This window comes from Haloplanus litoreus (genome assembly GCF_045690335.1).
GTDB classification, from domain to species: Archaea; Halobacteriota; Halobacteria; order Halobacteriales; family Haloferacaceae; genus Haloplanus; species Haloplanus litoreus.
Genome location: NZ_CP147874.1, coordinates 828,995 through 845,213, shown reverse-complemented (window position 1 = coordinate 845,213; position 16,219 = coordinate 828,995). Strand labels below are relative to the sequence as shown.

The 16,219-nt window shown below is 68.1% G+C and carries 17 protein-coding genes and 2 tRNA genes; 11 read left to right on the top strand and 8 right to left on the bottom strand.

Annotation, left to right across the window (positions count from 1 at the left end):
* Positions 1-40 precede the first annotated feature (40 nt).
* Both V8686_RS04615 and V8686_RS04610 read left to right on the top strand, forming a co-directional pair.
* On the top strand, positions 41-385 hold the full coding sequence (locus tag V8686_RS04615) for a hypothetical protein (protein ID WP_379702792.1): 345 nt from the start codon (positions 41-43) through the stop codon (positions 383-385).
* A gap of 75 nt (positions 386-460) precedes the next feature.
* The gene (locus V8686_RS04610; RefSeq protein ID WP_379702791.1) at positions 461-910 is read left to right on the top strand and encodes a pyridoxamine 5'-phosphate oxidase family protein; all 450 of its coding nucleotides are present in this window, start codon (positions 461-463) and stop codon (positions 908-910) included.
* A gap of 177 nt (positions 911-1,087) precedes the next feature.
* Here the strand turns inward: V8686_RS04610 and V8686_RS04605 are convergent.
* A tRNA-Val gene (locus V8686_RS04605) sits at positions 1,088-1,161 on the bottom strand.
* A gap of 85 nt (positions 1,162-1,246) precedes the next feature.
* Here V8686_RS04605 and V8686_RS04600 point away from each other — a divergent pair.
* Positions 1,247-1,816 (top strand): DUF192 domain-containing protein, encoded by a 570-nt coding sequence (locus V8686_RS04600; RefSeq protein WP_379702790.1) that lies wholly within the window; start codon positions 1,247-1,249, stop codon positions 1,814-1,816.
* Entirely contained in the window at positions 1,813-2,079 is a 267-nt protein-coding gene (locus V8686_RS04595; RefSeq protein WP_379702789.1) for a DUF7538 family protein, read from the top strand. Before V8686_RS04600 ends, V8686_RS04595 begins: the two co-directional genes overlap by 4 nt.
* Here the strand turns inward: V8686_RS04595 and V8686_RS04590 are convergent.
* The gene (locus V8686_RS04590) at positions 2,074-3,018 is read right to left on the bottom strand and encodes a methyl-accepting chemotaxis protein (RefSeq protein ID WP_379702788.1); all 945 of its coding nucleotides are present in this window, start codon (positions 3,016-3,018) and stop codon (positions 2,074-2,076) included. The two genes, V8686_RS04595 and V8686_RS04590, sit on opposite strands and share 6 nt — an antisense overlap.
* A gap of 119 nt (positions 3,019-3,137) precedes the next feature.
* On the opposite strand from V8686_RS04590, the gene V8686_RS04585 reads away from it, so the two are divergent.
* Together V8686_RS04585 and V8686_RS04580 are read left to right on the top strand one after the other, a co-directional pair.
* On the top strand, positions 3,138-5,099 hold the full coding sequence (locus V8686_RS04585; protein ID WP_379702787.1) for an ABC transporter ATP-binding protein: 1,962 nt from the start codon (positions 3,138-3,140) through the stop codon (positions 5,097-5,099).
* Positions 5,100-5,168: 69 nt separating this feature from the next.
* Complete coding sequence (locus tag V8686_RS04580) at positions 5,169-5,888, top strand: creatininase family protein (protein ID WP_379702786.1); 720 nt, start codon at positions 5,169-5,171, stop codon at positions 5,886-5,888.
* Here V8686_RS04580 and V8686_RS04575 read toward each other — a convergent pair whose 3' ends face one another.
* The gene (locus V8686_RS04575; RefSeq protein WP_379702785.1) at positions 5,889-6,326 is read right to left on the bottom strand and encodes a DUF5790 family protein; all 438 of its coding nucleotides are present in this window, start codon (positions 6,324-6,326) and stop codon (positions 5,889-5,891) included. It abuts the gene before it with no gap.
* Between the two features lie 83 nt (positions 6,327-6,409).
* Positions 6,410-6,754 (bottom strand): dihydroneopterin aldolase family protein, encoded by a 345-nt coding sequence (locus V8686_RS04570; protein ID WP_379702784.1) that lies wholly within the window; start codon positions 6,752-6,754, stop codon positions 6,410-6,412.
* 88 nt (positions 6,755-6,842) lie between these two features.
* Here V8686_RS04570 and azf point away from each other — a divergent pair, with 88 nt between their 5' ends.
* Positions 6,843-7,631 carry an NAD-dependent glucose-6-phosphate dehydrogenase Azf gene (gene azf / locus V8686_RS04565; RefSeq protein ID WP_379702783.1) on the top strand — a complete coding sequence of 263 codons (789 nt, stop codon included), beginning with the start codon at positions 6,843-6,845 and terminating at the stop codon, positions 7,629-7,631.
* Between the two features lie 336 nt (positions 7,632-7,967).
* Here azf and V8686_RS04560 read toward each other — a convergent pair whose 3' ends face one another.
* The 3 genes from V8686_RS04560 to V8686_RS04550 form a co-directional block, all read right to left on the bottom strand.
* Positions 7,968-8,588, bottom strand: coding sequence for a DUF309 domain-containing protein (locus V8686_RS04560; protein ID WP_379702782.1), 621 nt, complete (start codon positions 8,586-8,588; stop codon positions 7,968-7,970).
* A 50-nt stretch (positions 8,589-8,638) separates the two neighbouring features.
* Positions 8,639-10,483: a SipW-dependent-type signal peptide-containing protein gene (locus V8686_RS04555; protein WP_379702781.1), complete on the bottom strand. Its 1,845-nt coding sequence runs from the start codon at positions 10,481-10,483 to the stop codon at positions 8,639-8,641.
* Between the two features lie 505 nt (positions 10,484-10,988).
* Positions 10,989-11,061: transfer RNA gene (locus tag V8686_RS04550), tRNA-Arg, on the bottom strand.
* Positions 11,062-11,183: 122 nt separating this feature from the next.
* Between V8686_RS04550 and V8686_RS04545 the strand changes: the two genes are divergently transcribed.
* The 4 genes from V8686_RS04545 (at position 11,184) to V8686_RS04530 (ending at position 14,823) form a co-directional block, all read left to right on the top strand.
* On the top strand, positions 11,184-11,621 hold the full coding sequence (locus tag V8686_RS04545; protein ID WP_379702780.1) for a hypothetical protein: 438 nt from the start codon (positions 11,184-11,186) through the stop codon (positions 11,619-11,621).
* A gap of 207 nt (positions 11,622-11,828) precedes the next feature.
* A complete protein-coding gene (locus V8686_RS04540) occupies positions 11,829-13,265 on the top strand; it encodes a single-stranded DNA binding protein (protein WP_379702779.1) in 1,437 nt (478 codons plus the stop codon).
* 124 nt (positions 13,266-13,389) lie between these two features.
* Entirely contained in the window at positions 13,390-13,821 is a 432-nt protein-coding gene (locus tag V8686_RS04535; RefSeq protein WP_379702778.1) for a histone, read from the top strand.
* Positions 13,822-14,823 (top strand): histone deacetylase family protein, encoded by a 1,002-nt coding sequence (locus V8686_RS04530; protein ID WP_379702777.1) that lies wholly within the window; start codon positions 13,822-13,824, stop codon positions 14,821-14,823.
* Here V8686_RS04530 and cca read toward each other — a convergent pair.
* A complete protein-coding gene (cca, locus tag V8686_RS04525) occupies positions 14,820-16,169 on the bottom strand; it encodes a CCA tRNA nucleotidyltransferase (RefSeq protein ID WP_379702776.1) in 1,350 nt (449 codons plus the stop codon). The genes V8686_RS04530 and cca overlap by 4 nt on opposite strands.
* Between the last annotated feature and the right edge of the window lie 50 nt (positions 16,170-16,219).

Genomic DNA, 16,219 nt, shown 5'->3' with positions numbered 1-16,219 from the left:
ATGCCAGAAGGCCCTTACGCACCCGTCGACAACGTGAGCTATGTACACCAGACGGGCCGTCGTCGGGGGTCTCGGCGTCGCACTGCTGACCGGGACCGCGGGCTGTAGCGCGTTCGCTTCGCCGGACCCGAGCGTCGTCGAGACGGAGGTCGACAGCGGCATCGACTCCCTGATCGGCGACACCGACGTGTTCGTCGTCGTCCAGAACGACGGCGCCGCCGGTGACGTGGACGTGACTCTCAAACTCCTCGACGGGGAGGGAACCGTCCTCCTCGACGAGACGCAGACGGTCGCGTTCGAGGCCGACGAGCGAAAGCGCGTCACGTTCTCCGTCGACGTACCGGAGGGCACGGAGGAAATCGAGGCGACGGCGAGTCCGGCGTGAGACGAGTACCCGCCCCGACCGGTCCGAAGCTGACGTAGTCGTGAACTACTTGACGCAGGAGCGAAAGGAGGCATCATGGCGACGTACGGCGTCGAGATGTCCGACGAGGAGATCGGATCGTTTCTCGCACGGCGAGGACACGGTGTGCTCTCGTTCGGCGGCGAGGTGCCGTACGGACTGCCGATTTCGTTCGGCTACGACGTGTTGAACGACCGGTGTGTCTTCCAGTTGTTGTTTCCCGACGACAGCAAGAAGGGGGCGTATCTCGACGAGTCAGCGGCGGTGACGCTCGTCGCGTACGAGTGGGAGAGCGTCGACGAGTGGCGGAGCGTCATCGTCGACGGCGAACTGTCGCCCATCCCGGACGACTCGCCCGAAGCGGTCGACGCCGCCGCCGTGTTCGCCGAGTTCGCCACCGTCGTCGGGGCGTCCGTGTTCGATCAGCCGCTCGAAGAACTCGACTCGAACTGGTACGACCTCTCGATCCGAGCGTCGAGCGGTCGGAAGTCGCCGCGACTGAAGTGAAGGGCCAGTTCGAGTGCCTCCGTGCTCGCTGTCGCTCGGCGGTTCTCGTGGACTCGGGCGGAGTCGAGTCGCGGTCACTCCGCTCACTACGGTCGCTCCGTTCACTGATTCGAATCCACGTCAGCCACTCCGCCGACGCGAGCGACTCGCTTCGCTCGTCGTCGGCGTCGGCAGAAGTGGGCTCGGGCGGATTCGAACCACCGACTTCGGCCTTGTAAAGGCCGCGTCATAACCAGCTAGACCACGAGCCCTCGTCGGAACACCGTCCCCCGCCCGAATAACGGTTTCTGTCTGGTGCCGCGAAACGCTTACCACCGCGCGGCCGGTTCGTCCACTATGCCTCGCCGTGCGACGCTTCTCGCCATCGGTCTCCTCGTTCTCGTCGGCCTCTCCGGCTGTGCGGGACTTGGCTCCTCACCGGAGCCGACGGCCACCGAGACGACCGCACCGTCGACCGACGCGGCCACGGCCGACGGAACGACCCCGACGGCGACGACGACGGTGTCGACGCCCGGCAGCAACTACGAGACGACGACGGTCGAACTGATCGACGCGAACGGGACACAGTTGGCGACGGTCGACGTGTGGGTGGCCGACTCGCTTCCGAAACGTTACACCGGGCTGAGCGACACGACGGCGCTCGAACCGGGACAGGGGATGCTGTTCGTCCACGGCTCGGAGGGAGATCGGAGCTACGTGATGCGTGATATGGCCTTCCCGCTCGACATCGTGTTCGTCGCGGCGGACGGGACGATCACGACCATCCACCACGCCCCGGTCCACGACGGATCGGGCGACTTGAAGCAGTACTCGGGGCGCGCGAGGTACGTCCTCGAAGTGCCGATGGGCTACACGAACCGGACCGGCGTCGACGTCGGCGACCGGGTTCGGATCGAGGGCCGATGACCGGCGTCGGCGCACTCGCCGAGCGTGAGGGGTGGCACGCCGAGGGGTTCGCGGCGCGTGTCCACTACCGCGGCGAGGGGGAGCGATACGCCGTCGAGTACTACGCACCGAGCGACTGCGTCCTCTACTGGAAGGTGAAAGGCGACGGGGAGACGGCGGTGCCGGTGGGACGGGAGACGGTTCCCGACCCGCTCCGGGACCGGGTCCGGATCGACCTCGACGCCGCAGGAATCGATCCGGACGTCGAAGAGCGGCCGCTATAGCTCCGCGACCAGGTCCTCCATGGCGCGGTCGATGTCCTCGATCCGCTCGGTCTGTTCGTCCACCTCGTCCGCGATCTCCTCGCTCTCCTCGACGACGCGTTCGGCGTCGTCGGTGACGTTCTCGGTCATACTGGCGATCTCCTCGTGTCCGGCGGCCTGCTCGTCCGTCGCCTCCGCGACCTCGTCGATCCCATCGCTCACCTCGGAGACCGAGGAGTCGATGTCGCCCAGGATGTCGAGGGCGTCGTCGGCGGCGGCGACCCCAACGTCGACGGCTTCGCGCGTCTCGTCGAGGCTCTCGGCGGCGGTCGCGGTCGAGTTCTGGATGCCGCCGACCCGGCGTTCGATGTCGGCCGCGTGTTGTTGTGACTGCTCGGCGAGGTTCTTGACCTCGTCCGCGACGACGGCGAAGCCCTCGCCCGCCTCGCCCGCCCGCGCCGCCTCGATGTTGGCGTTCAGCGCCAGCAGGTTCGTCTGATCCGCGATATCGTTGATGATCTCGACCACCTCGTCGATTTCTGACACCGCCTCCTCGACGGCGCGAACGTCCGCGACGACGTGTTCGGTCGACTCCTGGATCTGTTCCATCGCGGTGGCGACGCGCTCGACCACCTCGTGCCCGTCACCGGTCAGATCGGTCGCCCGCTCGCTCGCAGCCGCCACCTGTTCGGCCGACGACGCCACCTCCTCGACGGCGGCGCTCAGGTTCGAAATCTCGCTCGTCACCTCGGTCATGCGCTCGTACTGGTCGGCCGTGTGCTCGGTGATCTCCCGGGTCCGATCGGCGATCTCCTCGGAACTCTCCTGCAGTTCGGCGAGTGAAGTCTGGATCTCGCTCGCCGCCTCGTGGCTGTAGCCGGCCTTTTTGTCGATATCCTGCTCGATGTCCTCGTCGATGTCTTGCTCGATTCCAGCGTCGATGTCCGCCGCATCCGACATACCAATTATGCTGACACATGCGGTAAAAACTCTGCCGCCGCCGTTATTCCGAATGATAACGTTCGGGCGTCCGGCGACGGCGGGTCAACCTTTTGCCCGTTCGCCTCTCAGTGTAGGCGATGGACGTCCCCGCGGACGACGACCCCTTCGAGGAGCAGCGGGCGCGGACGGCGAACCCGATGCGGCGCCTGTTCGCCGAGTACGGCCGTGACCGGTCGGGCCTGTTCGGCATCGGCGTCGTCGCCAGCCTCCTCGCCCGTATGCTCGACCTGTTGCCCCCGCTCCTCCTCGGCGTCGCCGTCGACGCCATCTTCCTCGACGAGGGACCGTTTGCCCTCCCGCTGGTCCCGCAGGCGTGGCTCCCGACCGACCCCGAGGCGCAGTTCTGGCTCATCGTCGGCATCGTCCTGTTCTCGTTTCTGGGTGGGGCGGGCCTGCACTGGGTGCGAAACTGGGGGTGGAATCGCTTCGCTCAGTACGTCCAGCACGCCATCCGGACGGACACCTACGACGCGATGCAGCGGCTCAACATGACCTTCTTCGCCGACAAACAGACCGGGGAGATGATGTCGGTGCTCTCGAACGACGTGAACCGACTGGAGCGGTTCCTCAACGACGGCCTGAACGCCGCGTTCCGTCTCGGTGTCATGGTCGTCGGCATCGCCGCGCTGTTGCTGTGGATGAACCCGCAACTCGCCGTCGTCGCGCTCCTCCCCGTGCCACTCATCGCCGTCTTCACCTACCGCTTCGTCGACACCATCCAGCCGAAGTACGCCGAGGTGCGCTCGACGGTCGGCCAGGTCAACTCCCGGCTGGAGAACAACCTCGGCGGCATCCAGGTCATCAAGACGAGTAACACCGAGGGCTACGAGGCCGACCGGGTCGAGGAGGTGTCGGGCGACTACTTCGACGCCAACTGGGACGCGATCGAGACGCGGATCAAGTTCTTCCCCGGGCTTCGGGTCCTCGCCGGCATCGGCTTCGCACTCACCTTCACCATCGGTGGCCTCTGGGTGTTCCGTGGTGAGGGGCCGTGGATATTCACCGGCACGCTCCGCCCGGGCGAGTTCGTCTCCTTCATCCTCTACACCCAGCGATTCATCTGGCCGATGGCGCAGTTCGGCCAGATCATCAACATGTACCAGCGGGCCTACGCCTCCGCCGCCCGCATCTTCGGCCTGATGGACGAGACCGCCGGGATCGACGAGTCCCCCGACGCCGAGGAGCTGGTCGTCGCGGACGGCCGCGTCGAGTACGACGACGTGACATTCGGCTACGAGGACGAGCCGATCCTCGACGGCGTCTCCTTCACCGCCGAGGGTGGCGACACGCTGGCGCTCGTCGGCCCGACTGGCGCCGGGAAATCCACCGCCCTGAAGCTCCTCCTCCGGATGTACGACGTCGACGGTGGTGCGATCAGGGTCGACGGGACGGACGTGCGGGACGTGACCCTCGCCAGCCTCAGGGACGCTATCGGCTACGTCAGCCAGGAGACCTTCCTGTTCTACGGCACCGTCCGCGAGAACATCACCTACGGTACCTTCGACGCGAGCGACGAGGACGTGCGTGCCGCCGCGGAGGCCGCCGAAGCCCACGAGTTCGTCTCGAACCTTCCCGACGGCTACGACACGATGGTCGGCGAGCGCGGTGTGAAACTCTCGGGCGGCCAGCGCCAGCGACTCGCCATCGCGCGGGCGATGCTGAAAGACCCCGATATCCTCATCCTCGACGAGGCGACCAGCGACGTGGATACGGAGACGGAGATGCTGATCCAGCGGTCGCTGGATCGGCTGACCGCGGATCGCACCACGTTCGTCATCGCCCATCGCCTCTCGACGGTGAAAGACGCCGACACCATCGTCGTCCTCGACGACGGCGAGGTGGCCGAACGTGGCACTCACGAGGACCTGCTGGCGGCCGACGGGCTCTACGCCAGCCTCTGGGGCGTGCAAGCCGGCGAAATCGACGACCTGCCCGAGGAGTTCGTCGAACGCGCCACGCGGCGTGGGGCGCGGACCGACGTCGACGGCGGGGAGCTACCCTCTTCGAGCACCGCGGGATCCGGCGACGCCGACGACTGATCGAGGACACGAATAAACGGATGCGGTGAGCGTCCAAGCCTTAACTCCCCCGGGGGCCGACGGACCGGTATGCACCTCAGCGACGTCACCTGGACCGACGTACGCGACGCCGACACCGACCTCGCCCTGTTGCCGGTCGGGAGCACCGAACAGCACGGCCCACACGCCCCCCTCGGGACCGACGCCTACCACGCCGAGACGGTGGCCGAGGCGGGCGCGGACCGCCACGACGGGGAGGTGATCGTCGCCCCGACGGTTCCGGTCGGCGTCGCGGAGGAACACCGTCGCTTCGACGGCACGCTCTGGGTGTCGCCCGACACCTTCCGCGACTACGTCCGCGACGTGGTCGGCAGTCTCGCCCACCACGGCTTCGATCGGGTGGTCGTAGTCAACGGTCACGGCGGGAACGTACCGGCGCTCGGCGAGGTGACGGCGACCATCTCGCGCCACGACGACGCCTACGCCGTCCCCTTCACGTGGTTCGAAGCGGTCGGCGACCACAGTTCGGAGATGGGCCACGGCGGCCCCCTGGAGACGGCGCTGCTGCGGGCGACTCACCCCGAACTGGTGCGCGAGGAACGGATGGACGAGGCCCGGAAGGGCGCGAGCGGCGGCTGGGGGGACTGGGTCCCGGGAACGGGGACGAACCTCGCCCACGACTCGGACGCGTTCACCGAGAACGGCGTCGTCGGTGACCCGGAGGCCGGCGACGCCGAACTCGGCGACGAACTCCTGGAACTGGCGGCGGCGTCGCTGGATCGGTTGCTGACGGCGGTGGCCGAGCGGTAGTTACTCCTCGGCCTCGTCCTCGTCCTCGGCCCCGTCCTCGGCCTCGTCCTCGCCGAGACCCTCCAGCGACCCGCGGAGTTCCGGCACCGCGTTCGTGAGGTCGCTCACGTCGTCGTGGGCATCCCGGATCGTCTCGATCAGGACGTCGAGGTCCTCGATGGCGGCCGCGAGATCGGCGGCGTCCTCGAACGCGTCGGCTCGTTCACCCATCGTGTACCACTTTTTCGCCTGCCGGAGGTGTTCCTCGGCCTCGCCCACGTCGAGGGCCGACCGGAGGCCGTTGAGGACGCCGAGAACGTTGTCGGCGTCGGTCTCCCAGACCTCGTCGGCGTCGGGGAGTTCCGCGCGTGTCGCCGCGAGGTGTTCCTCCACGTCGTCGCGCATCTCCGCCGCGGCCTCGCCGAAGAGTTCGTCGTCGCCGAGCGTCGTCTGACTCATACCCGCCGGTTCGCCGCCGTGTGAGTTAAACGCACGCCCGAAAGTGAAAGTGAAGATCGGGGGTTCGGCGTCGGGAACGGCCCTTAGGCCGAGTCGTTCAGATCGACGATCCGCATCAAGGGATAGCCGTCCTCCATGACCATCTCGGTGTGGACGACGACGCCCTCGTACTCGACGCGCATCCGCACCTCCATGAACCGGCCGGTGAGTTCGACGTAGCCGTGATCGTCGGCAGCCTCGGCCAGCGCGGCCTCGTCGATATCGACCGTGACGGACGTACAGAACGGCTGATTCTCGATGGCCTCGACCATCGCGGTTTCGAGGCTCGCGGCGCTATCGGGCGAGAGAGGGGTACCCGCGAACTGGTGGTAGAGCGACCCGAACTTGATGCCCGCCTCGAAGCAGGCTTGCTGGGCGTCGGTGGCCATGGTCGTCCGTCGGGCGGGTGGGGGTAAGGCCTGTCGCCCGGCCCGGAATCGGTCCTTACTTGGTCTCGGTCGTCCCATCGGAACACGAATGGACGACCCGGTGTTACTGACGGGCGCGGGCGGACGCGTCGGGCAAGCCATCCTCCACGGGATCGGTGAGGCCCACGAGTGGCGGCTGCTCGACCGGGAACCGCTGTCGAGCGACCGCCTCCCGCCGGGCGTGGCCGACGACGACGTCGTCGTCGCGGACGTGACCGATGCCGACGCGATGGTCGACGCGATGGACGGCGTCGGCGCCGTGATCCACCTCGCAGGTGATCCCCGACCGGAGGCGCCCTGGAACTCCGTGCTGGAGAACAACATCGACGGCACGCAGACGGTGTTCGCGGCGGCGGTCGAAGCGGGGGTCGAGAAGGTCGCGTTCGCCTCCTCGAACCACGCCGTCTCCGCCTACGAAACCGACGAACGAACGCCCGAGATGTACCGTTCGGACGACGACTTCCGGCTCGACGGGAGCGAACTCCCCCGTCCCGGCAACCTCTACGGCGTGAGCAAGGCCGCGGGCGAGACGCTCGGCCGCTACTATCACGACGCCGAGGGCCTCTCCGTGGTGTGTGTCCGCATCGGCAACCTCACCGGGGGGCACCCGCCCCGGAACTACGAGCGCGGCCAGGCGATGTGGCTCTCGCACCGCGACTGTGCCCACCTCTTCGACCGCTGTATCCGTGCCGAGTACGACTACGAAATCGTCTACGGTATCTCCGACAACGAACGCAAGTACTACTCCATCGAGCGCGCGAAAGAGGTACTGGGCTACGACCCCAAAGACGACTCCGCCGAGTACACGCTCGACGGGGAACCGAAAGACGGGGCGTAACGCCCTCGCGGATTGGTTCCGAGGCGAAAACTACACTTTCCCGAGGACGGATACGTGCGTATGGACCGCCAGCAGGTCATCGCCCTCGTGTTCGTGTTCCTCATGCTGTTCTCGTCGCTCGCGTACGCCGTCTCGTTGTTCTGAGCGGCGACGGGAGCCACACCGCTCGGGACCGTCGGGAGATGTGGGGCCGTCGTCGGTGCCGTCGACGGCCGTGACAGCGGGGACGAGCGGTCGGAACGACCCCGGCCGCCTCGGTCCCCGGCCGACGGTTCGCCAGCCGACGACGATAGGCGCGCCAGTCCCGAATTCGAATGCGCCGATGCGACGTGATCGTCACTCCGTCTCGAACAGCCCGTCGACGTCCGTGTACTCCCGGTCCCGGCGCTCGACGTGTTCCGCGAGTCGCCGATACACCAGGTCCCGGTGGGCTGTAGCGGTCACGAACTCTAGGAGCGTCGTCGTGAACAGCGTTCGCTCTCCGCCCTCGATTTCCTCGCGGGCGAACGCGACGGCCCGGTCGACCACCTCGGCGTCGTAGTCGTACTCCGCGGCCAGCGCCGCGGCCGCCTCGGCAGCCGCCTCGAACCGCAAGTCCGCGAGTTCGAGGACGTGCCCCTCGTGACGGATCGGTGGGGGGCGACGACGTTCGGCGACGGCGGGGTCGGCCGCGAGCGTCGCGAGCGCGCGCCGAAGCGGGGCGACGGCGACCCCGCGATACGGCGAATCGAGGCCGTCGAAGTAGTCGCCGGCACTGTCCGCGAGGCCAGCGGCACCGCTCCAGTTACGGGTGCGGGCGTGGTGGATAGCCGCGGTAAGCTGGACGAGGCCGTGGAGAAACCGCTCGTCGTCGGTGCCGTCCGAGAGGCCGAGCCACACGTCCTCCCACGGGTCGTGGGCTGCGTGGTACTCGCCGTCGTTGTAGAGGGCGATGCCGGCCCGGAGCGCCGCGTCCATGGGGTCGATTCGAGCGGGAGACACTAAACGGATTCGCGGCGGTGCCGGAGCTACTGGGTCACCGACGACGTGAGGAAGGGGTCCCAACGGGCGTCGACGACGGCGTCGCCGCTCCCGGACGGCGTCGCGCCAGTCTCGGGATCGGTGAACGACCCCGACGGCCCGCTTGCGGCCCCCCACCAGTTCCGGCGGGCGTCGACGGTGCCGCCGCCGTAGTTGGCGACGCCAGCGCGCGTACTGTCCACGAAGTCGTTGCGGCGGGCGACGGCGTCGGTGCCGAGGGTCGCGAAGCCGAGTTCGTTCGCGGACAGGCGGTTCTCCGAGAGGGTGACGTCGGCGGCGTTGTAGCCGATGACGCCGGTCGCGACGTTCGTCTCGGGCGTGTAGACGTTGTCCGTGACGACGTTCCGCGAGAGGGAGCCGACCGCGCCGAAGGAGACCTGGATACCGTTCTGGCCGTTCACGTCCGTCGGTCCGCGCCCGGTCACCGTCGTGTCCGTGACGACCAGGGTCAACCCCTGCCCGTCGCCGACGATGCCCACCTTCTGGTAGTCGTGGACGGCCGAGTCGTGGACGCCGACTCGCCGGGACGTGCCGTCGGTGTTGAAGACGGTGATGCCGTTGCCGTGTTGGGCGCCGGAGAACGGATCGTTGGCGGTGCGGGTCGTCTCGACGTCGACGATCCGGCCGCTCCCGTTCCGGAACCCGATGCCGTCGAACTGGTAGTTGCCGGCGGCGTTGTTCGCGCCGTCGACGGTCAGGCCACAGAGGGTCGCCTCGACGCCGTCGACGAAGACGACCGGATACTGCGTCGCCGTCCCACCGCCTGTCCGATCCGGACGGTCGTAGGAGACGGCGAGCGTCTCCGGCGACTCGACGACCGTTTCGTCCGGACCCGCGCCGACGAGGGTGAGCGGTCGGTCGATCACGACCTGTTCGACGTACGTGCCGGCGCTGATCTTGATTACGTCGCCCGGGGCGGCGGCGTCGACGGCGGTCTGGATGGAGTCGCCGGGGGTGACGACGGCGTCGGCGAAGGGCGCGGCCGATCCGTCGTTGGCCGCGCACTGTTCGGTGGCGAATCCGAGGGTGAACTGCACGCTGTCGGACTGGACCTCGTTGGCCTGATCGACCGGGAGCGACCACCGCAAGCCGACGTGGCTGGTGGATTCGGCCGCGAAGCAGTCGCGCGTCGCCGTCGACGGATCGGCGTCGAGTGCGAGCCCGCCGTCCAGCCGACAGAGGACGGTCCGGAGCGTTCCCTCGACGATAGTGGTCTCGTCGGTCTCCTGTCGGTTGTCGCCGTCGTCGTACCAGAGGGTCGCGTCGATCCGGTCGAGGAGGTCGCTCTCGCGGTCGGCCGGCGGCGTCGACGCCGAGTCTACCTCGTCCAGATCGTCGCGTTCGGGTTCGGTGAGGCCGTTCTCGGCGGCGCTCCATCGCGGACTTCCCAGCCAGACGTAGCCGGCCATGTCGAAGAGGTGCGTGCTCAGGGTTACCTCGCCCTCGTCGCCCGGCTTCACGTCGTGGAGATCGATCAGCGGCGCCGACCAGTCGTCAGGGAGGTTGGCGAACTGTTCGCGGAAGGTCGTCTCGACCGACGAACTGTCGACCGGGAGACCGGCGTCGGCGGCGATGTCGCCCCGTGCCTCGATGGCGTCCTGTCGACCGTCGCCGTCGGTGTCCGGGTAGGCAGAGACTGGGTCGCCGTTGTAGGTCTGTTCCCAGTCGACCATCAGATCGATTTCGTAGGCCGTGATCCGGTTGTTCTCGAATGTCTCCTGATCGGAGAAGTACGCGCTCGTTCCCAGCCCAGCACCAGCCGAGGCGACGGAAATCGTGCCGATACCGCCGAGAAGCTGCCGCCGAGAGAGTTCGAATTTCGGGTTGGCCATCGATCCGTCTCCTGCCGCCCGGTGAGTGGCGCCCACCGCGACTGACGATCATCGCTACCAAACGGACCACATTAGCTAATCGCCCGTCTAGCCGAGTTAATTGGTGGTTTAGTCGTCTAATCGGGGATTAACGACGCTCACGGGCGCAACACACATATCTCGACACACGATAACGTACACCATGGTCGACGACGTGATCGCCTTCGGTCGGGGCGTCCACGACCGACTCGCAGACGGCTGCCGACACGTCATGGAACGCCGGCAGGGAGCCGAGTGGGAAGGGAGTGACGGCGCCGCTCGGCGTCGTAGCGTCGGCAGAAACGTCCTGACGGAGTCCCACGCGAGCGAAGCGAGCGGGGGCACGTCAGGTCGCGAACGGAGTGAGCGACCTGACGAAGATTTGAACTCACTCACGTCGCTTCGCTCGTTCGCTGCTCAACTCTCCGTGCCCCGTGTCTGCGGACGGACGCCTCGCTGTCGCTCGGCGTCGTAGCGTCGGCAGAAACGTCCTGACGGAGATTTGAACTCCGGTCCCTGGCTCCGCAAGCCAAGAGGATAGTCCACTACCCTATCAGGACTCATTCATCCATACCCGGGATCGGCTTAAGACGGTTACGATCCGTCGCCGGGACCGACGGGAGGGTCAAAGGGTTCTTTGAGACTCCCGAAGGAGTATGTCCGCGGGCGTACAGGAGACGGTATGGACCGACGACTCTTGCTTCGGGCACTGCCGCTCCTCGTGGCCGGACTCGGTGGCTGCGTCGGGGGACCGCGCGGCGACGGGGGCGACTCGCCTCGCGTGACCGACACGGCGCTCCAGGACACGGGGCGCTGTTCGGAGCCGGAGACGGCGTCGGTGACGACGGAGGGTGCGACGGTCGAGGTGCGCGGCTGTATCACGGGACCGAACGGCTGTGCAGTGGCCAGTCTCGGATCGGCGGCCCTCGACGACGACGGTCTGGAGGTGATCGTCACGACGGAGCGCGACGCGCCACCGAACGTCGCCTGTACGGAGGCACTGGTCTACCGCGGCTACGAGGCGACGGTGACCGTCGAGGACGGCCGCCCGGGATCGGTGCGCGTGGTCCACGACGCGGCGGGGGGGCGAGAGACGGTGGTCGACGTGACCCTCTCGTAGTGGTGGGAACGGTGTGCACACCCGATGGCCAGTCGGCGTACGCTCGGCCGTGCAACGACTTACGACGGCGGCCGTAGATTGATCGGCGATAGGGGGCTTACCGCCGTCCGTGAACCGGAGACGAGAGCGGCAGAAATCGACGGACGGAGTGGCCGCGTTCGGCCAAGGACAACGCTTAACCGGAGGGTTCGCCTGTTGCACGATACGATGGGTGTAATCGAGGACGTGTACGAGGACCTCGACACCGACGTGGAGTTCGAGGAGTTCGAGGCCGCCGTCCACGACAAGGTCGAGCAGATGGGGGGACTCGCCGACGAGGAGACGGCGGCGATGCTCATCGCTCACGAACTGGAAGACGAGGAGGTGAGCGGCATCGCCGACATCGCCCCCGGGATGGACGAGGTGAAGTTCCTCGCGAAGGTGGTGGGTATCGGCGACCTGCGGACGTTCGAACGCGAGGGCGAGGGCGAGGGCGACGACGAAGCGGCCGACGAGGGCCACGTCATCAACGTCGACGTGGCGGACGGCACGGGGCAGGTGCGCATCTCCTTCTGGGATCGGATGGCCGAGTCCGTCGACGACGGCGAACTCGAAGTGGGTGACGTGCTCCGGATCAAGGGCCGTCCCCAGGAGGGGTACAGCGGCATCGAGGTGAGCGTCGACCAGGCCGAAGTCGACGAGGAGGCGGAGGTCGACGTCCAGATCCAGGACACGTACCGGATCGAGGACCTCTCGCTCGGTCTCTCGGACGTGAACCTGCAGGGCCGGGTGCTGGCGACGGACTCGGTGCGGACGTTCGACCGCGACGACGGCTCCGAGGGCCGGGTCGCGAACCTGACTCTCGGCGACGAGACGGGGCGCGTCCGGGTGACGCTGTGGGACGAACGCGCCGACCGCGCGACGGAACTCGACGCCGGGACGACCGTAGAGGTAGTCGACGGCTACGTCCGGGAACGCGACGGTGACCTGGAACTACACGTCGGGTCCCGAGGTGCAGTCGAAGAAATCGAGGCGGACGTGAAATACGACCCCGAGACGACGCCCGTCGCCGACCTCGAACTCGACGAGACGGTGGACCTCGCGGGCGGCGTCATCGAGACGGACCCGAAGCGGACGTTCGACCGCGACGACGGCTCCGAGGGACAGGTGCGGAACGTCCGGCTCAAGGACGAAACGGGCGACATCCGGGTCGCACTCTGGGGGGAGAAAGCCGACCTCGATATCGACCTCGCGGACTACCTGGTCGTCACCGACGCCGAGATTCAGGACGGCTGGCAGGACGACCTGGAAGCCTCTGCAGGGTGGCGGTCGACGGTGACGGTGACCGATCCGCCGGAGGACGCGCCGGGCGCCGACGCTGGCGACGATGCCGTCGGTAGCAGTGGCGGGACCGGCGGGAGTCCCGGACTCGACGCCTTCGGCGGCGACGGCGGAGACGGGGAGGGCGTGGCGGAGAGCGATCCGACCGACGGTGAGACGGTACAGTTCACGGGAACGGTCGTACAGGCGGGCGATCCGGTCGTCCTCGACGACGGAACGGAGACGCGAAGCGTCGACACCGACGCCGACCTGCGTCTCGGCGAGGAAGTCACCGTTCGCGGGGCGATCCACGGCGGTCGGATCGACGCGGACGAAGTGTACTGAGTCGCCGTCACGGCCCGTGGCGGTCGTCGACCCGGAGACGGGCGACACAGCGACGACGTGAGCGACGGAGCGGGTCGCTCGGCCGACGGAAAGGATTATACCCGATACGAACGGGTATCACGGTATGAGCGTCGAGTTACCGTTCGCCCCGGTAGACACGATCATCCGTCGGAACGCGGGTAACCTCCGGGTGAGTGCGGGTGCGGCGGAGGAACTCGCCCGGCGCATTCAGGCCCACGGGGCGGACCTCGCCGTCGACGCGGCCGAACGAGCGACGGCCGACGGGCGGAAGACCCTGATGGCCGCCGACTTCGGCGTCGAACAGGTAGTCGACAGGGAGTCGCTCGAACTGCCGGTGGCGCCGGTCGACCGCATCGCTCGCCTCGAAATCGACGGGCGCTACCGTGTCTCGATGAACGCGCGGATCGCCCTCGCCGATATCCTGGAGGATTACGCGGACAACGTCGCCGCGGCGGCGGCGACGCTCGCGGATCACGCCGACCGACGGACGATTCAGGCAGAGGATATCGAGACGTACTTCGCCCTCTTCGAATAGATGCAGTTCGGCTACACCGACACCTGTCTCGGGCACGACACCGGGGACCGCCATCCGGAGACTGCCGACCGCCTGCGGGCGATTCGCCAACAACTCGCCCGCCGCCACGGCGTCGAGTACGTCGACGCCGACCCCGCCTCGGTGGCGGCCGTCACCGCCGTCCACGACGCCGGCTACGTCGACGAGTTACGGGAGTTCTGTGCGGACGGCGGCGGCAACTGGGATCCCGACACCGTCGCCTCGGCGGGAACGTGGGACGCCGCGCTGGCGAGTGCGGGACTGGCACAGTGGGCCGCAGAACGCGCCCTCGCGGGCGACGACGGTCGCGAGACGCCCTTCTCGCTCGGCCGACCGCCGGGCCACCACGCCGTCGGTGACGACGCCATGGGCTTCTGTTTCTTCAACAACGCCGCCGTCGCCGCCCAGTCGGTCATCGACGACGGGACGGCCGACCGGGTCGTCATCTTCGACTGGGACGTCCACCACGGCAACGGCACACAGGACATCTTCTACGACCGCGGCGACGTGTTCTACGCCTCCATCCACGAACGGGGGCTGTACCCGGGGACGGGCGACGTCGACGAGACGGGCACGGGCGCAGGGGACGGAACGACGTGCAACGTCCCCCTCGCGTCCGGCGCCGGTGACGCCGACTACCTGCTGGCGTGGGAGTCCGTCGGGGCCGCCGTCGAGCGCTTCGACCCCGACCTCCTGATCGTCAGCGCGGGCTTCGACGCCCACCGACACGATCCGATCTCACGGATGCGCGTCTCGACGGAGGGGTACGCACGCCTCACCGGGGCGGTGCGGGAGACGGCCGCCGCCGCCGACGCCGGCCTCGCCTTCGTCCTAGAGGGCGGCTACGGCCTCGACACACTCTCGGAGAGCATCGCGACCGTCCACGAGACGTTCGACGGCCGGGCACCGGTCGCGGACGACGGCGACCCGACTGACGCGACCCGTGATCTGCTGGACGAGGTGCGCACGGTACACGACCTCTAGGGTTCGGGATCGAAGTACCGTGCGAGCGGAACGCCGAACTCGTCGGCCAGGGTGGCAACGTCGTCGCCGAGCAACAGGTCGTACCCGTCCGCCAGCGTCGTCTCGACGTGGGCACCGAGCGCCACGTCGAAGATGGCGTCGCCGCCGAGCAGTTCCCGGGGCGTCGTGAACTCGCGTTCGCGTTCGACGACGTAACGGTCGGCGTCGAGGAACGGACCGTACACGTCGGCGTCGGCGTAGGTCTCGTAGAATCCCGTGGCGTGCTCGCGGACGTGAACCGGCGGGCCGCTGTGTCGCTGAACGGCGGGAAGTTCGTCGACCGCGAGTTCGACCAGGAGGACGGCACGGTCGGCGGCGAACGTCGCGGAACGAAGCGGGGCGAACCCGCGGCGGTCGAGTTCGCCCGCGATCCCGTCGAGCGACTTGCGCAACTGGGGGTAGAGCTGATCGTCCACGAGGTCCGGCGTCTCGAAGACGACGGCGACGGGCGTGGTGCCGCGGCGATCGAGGTGGGCACGGACGGCCGCCGGGTCGAGGGGGTCCGGATCGGCGGGGACGAAGGGCTCCTCGCGTGGGTCGGCGAGCAAGTCGCGGGCGTAGTGCTGGAGGCGGGCCACGTTCTCGGCCGAGCAGACGGCGGCGACGTTGCGGGCCGGATCGGTGGGGTCGACGACGACGAGCGGATCGTCGAACGTCGCAGTCCCGTGGTCTTCGGGGTCGAGCCGGACGGGTGGCTGCCAGTCGGCGGCCGCGCGGACGAGCGACTCGAACCCGCCGTACTCGAGGACGAGGAGTTCGGAGAGATACCCCGAAAAGCCACGGGTCCGGAGGTCGCTCCCGTAGGCACCGATACCGGTGAGGAAGGCCTTGAACAGACGCACGTCGCGGGCGAGGGCGTCGTCGAGGCGTTCCTGCAGGTAGGCGTCGTGGAAGGGAGTGCGGTCGACCGCCGACTTGATGGCCGCCGCGTCGTCGACGTCGTAGCAGGGGACGAGGTCCACGTCGAACCCCCGGATCTCGCCGGTGACGTAGGGGTGTTCGGCGTACTCCTCGTGACCGTCGGGAAGCGCCGCCCGCCCGACGGCGAGGCCGTAGCGTTCGAGTTCGTCGCGGTCCAGATCGGGCGGGAAGCAGACGAAGAGGTCGATGTCGCGGTCGTCGACGAGCCACGTCCCACGGGCCGTCGATCCGACCTGAACGATCCGCGCGTCGACGGGGAGGTCGGTCAGGGCGTCCCGAACCCGATCCGCCAGGTCGTCGACGGCCGTCCGCAGTCGGTCCCGGTCGTCGGCGTCGGGAGTCACGCAGTCGGCCACCCGCGCGAGAACCGCCTCCAAATCGCTCATACGGAGGTCATCCGGCCGGTCCGGCGAAAGAGTATCGGTCGCGTGGGACC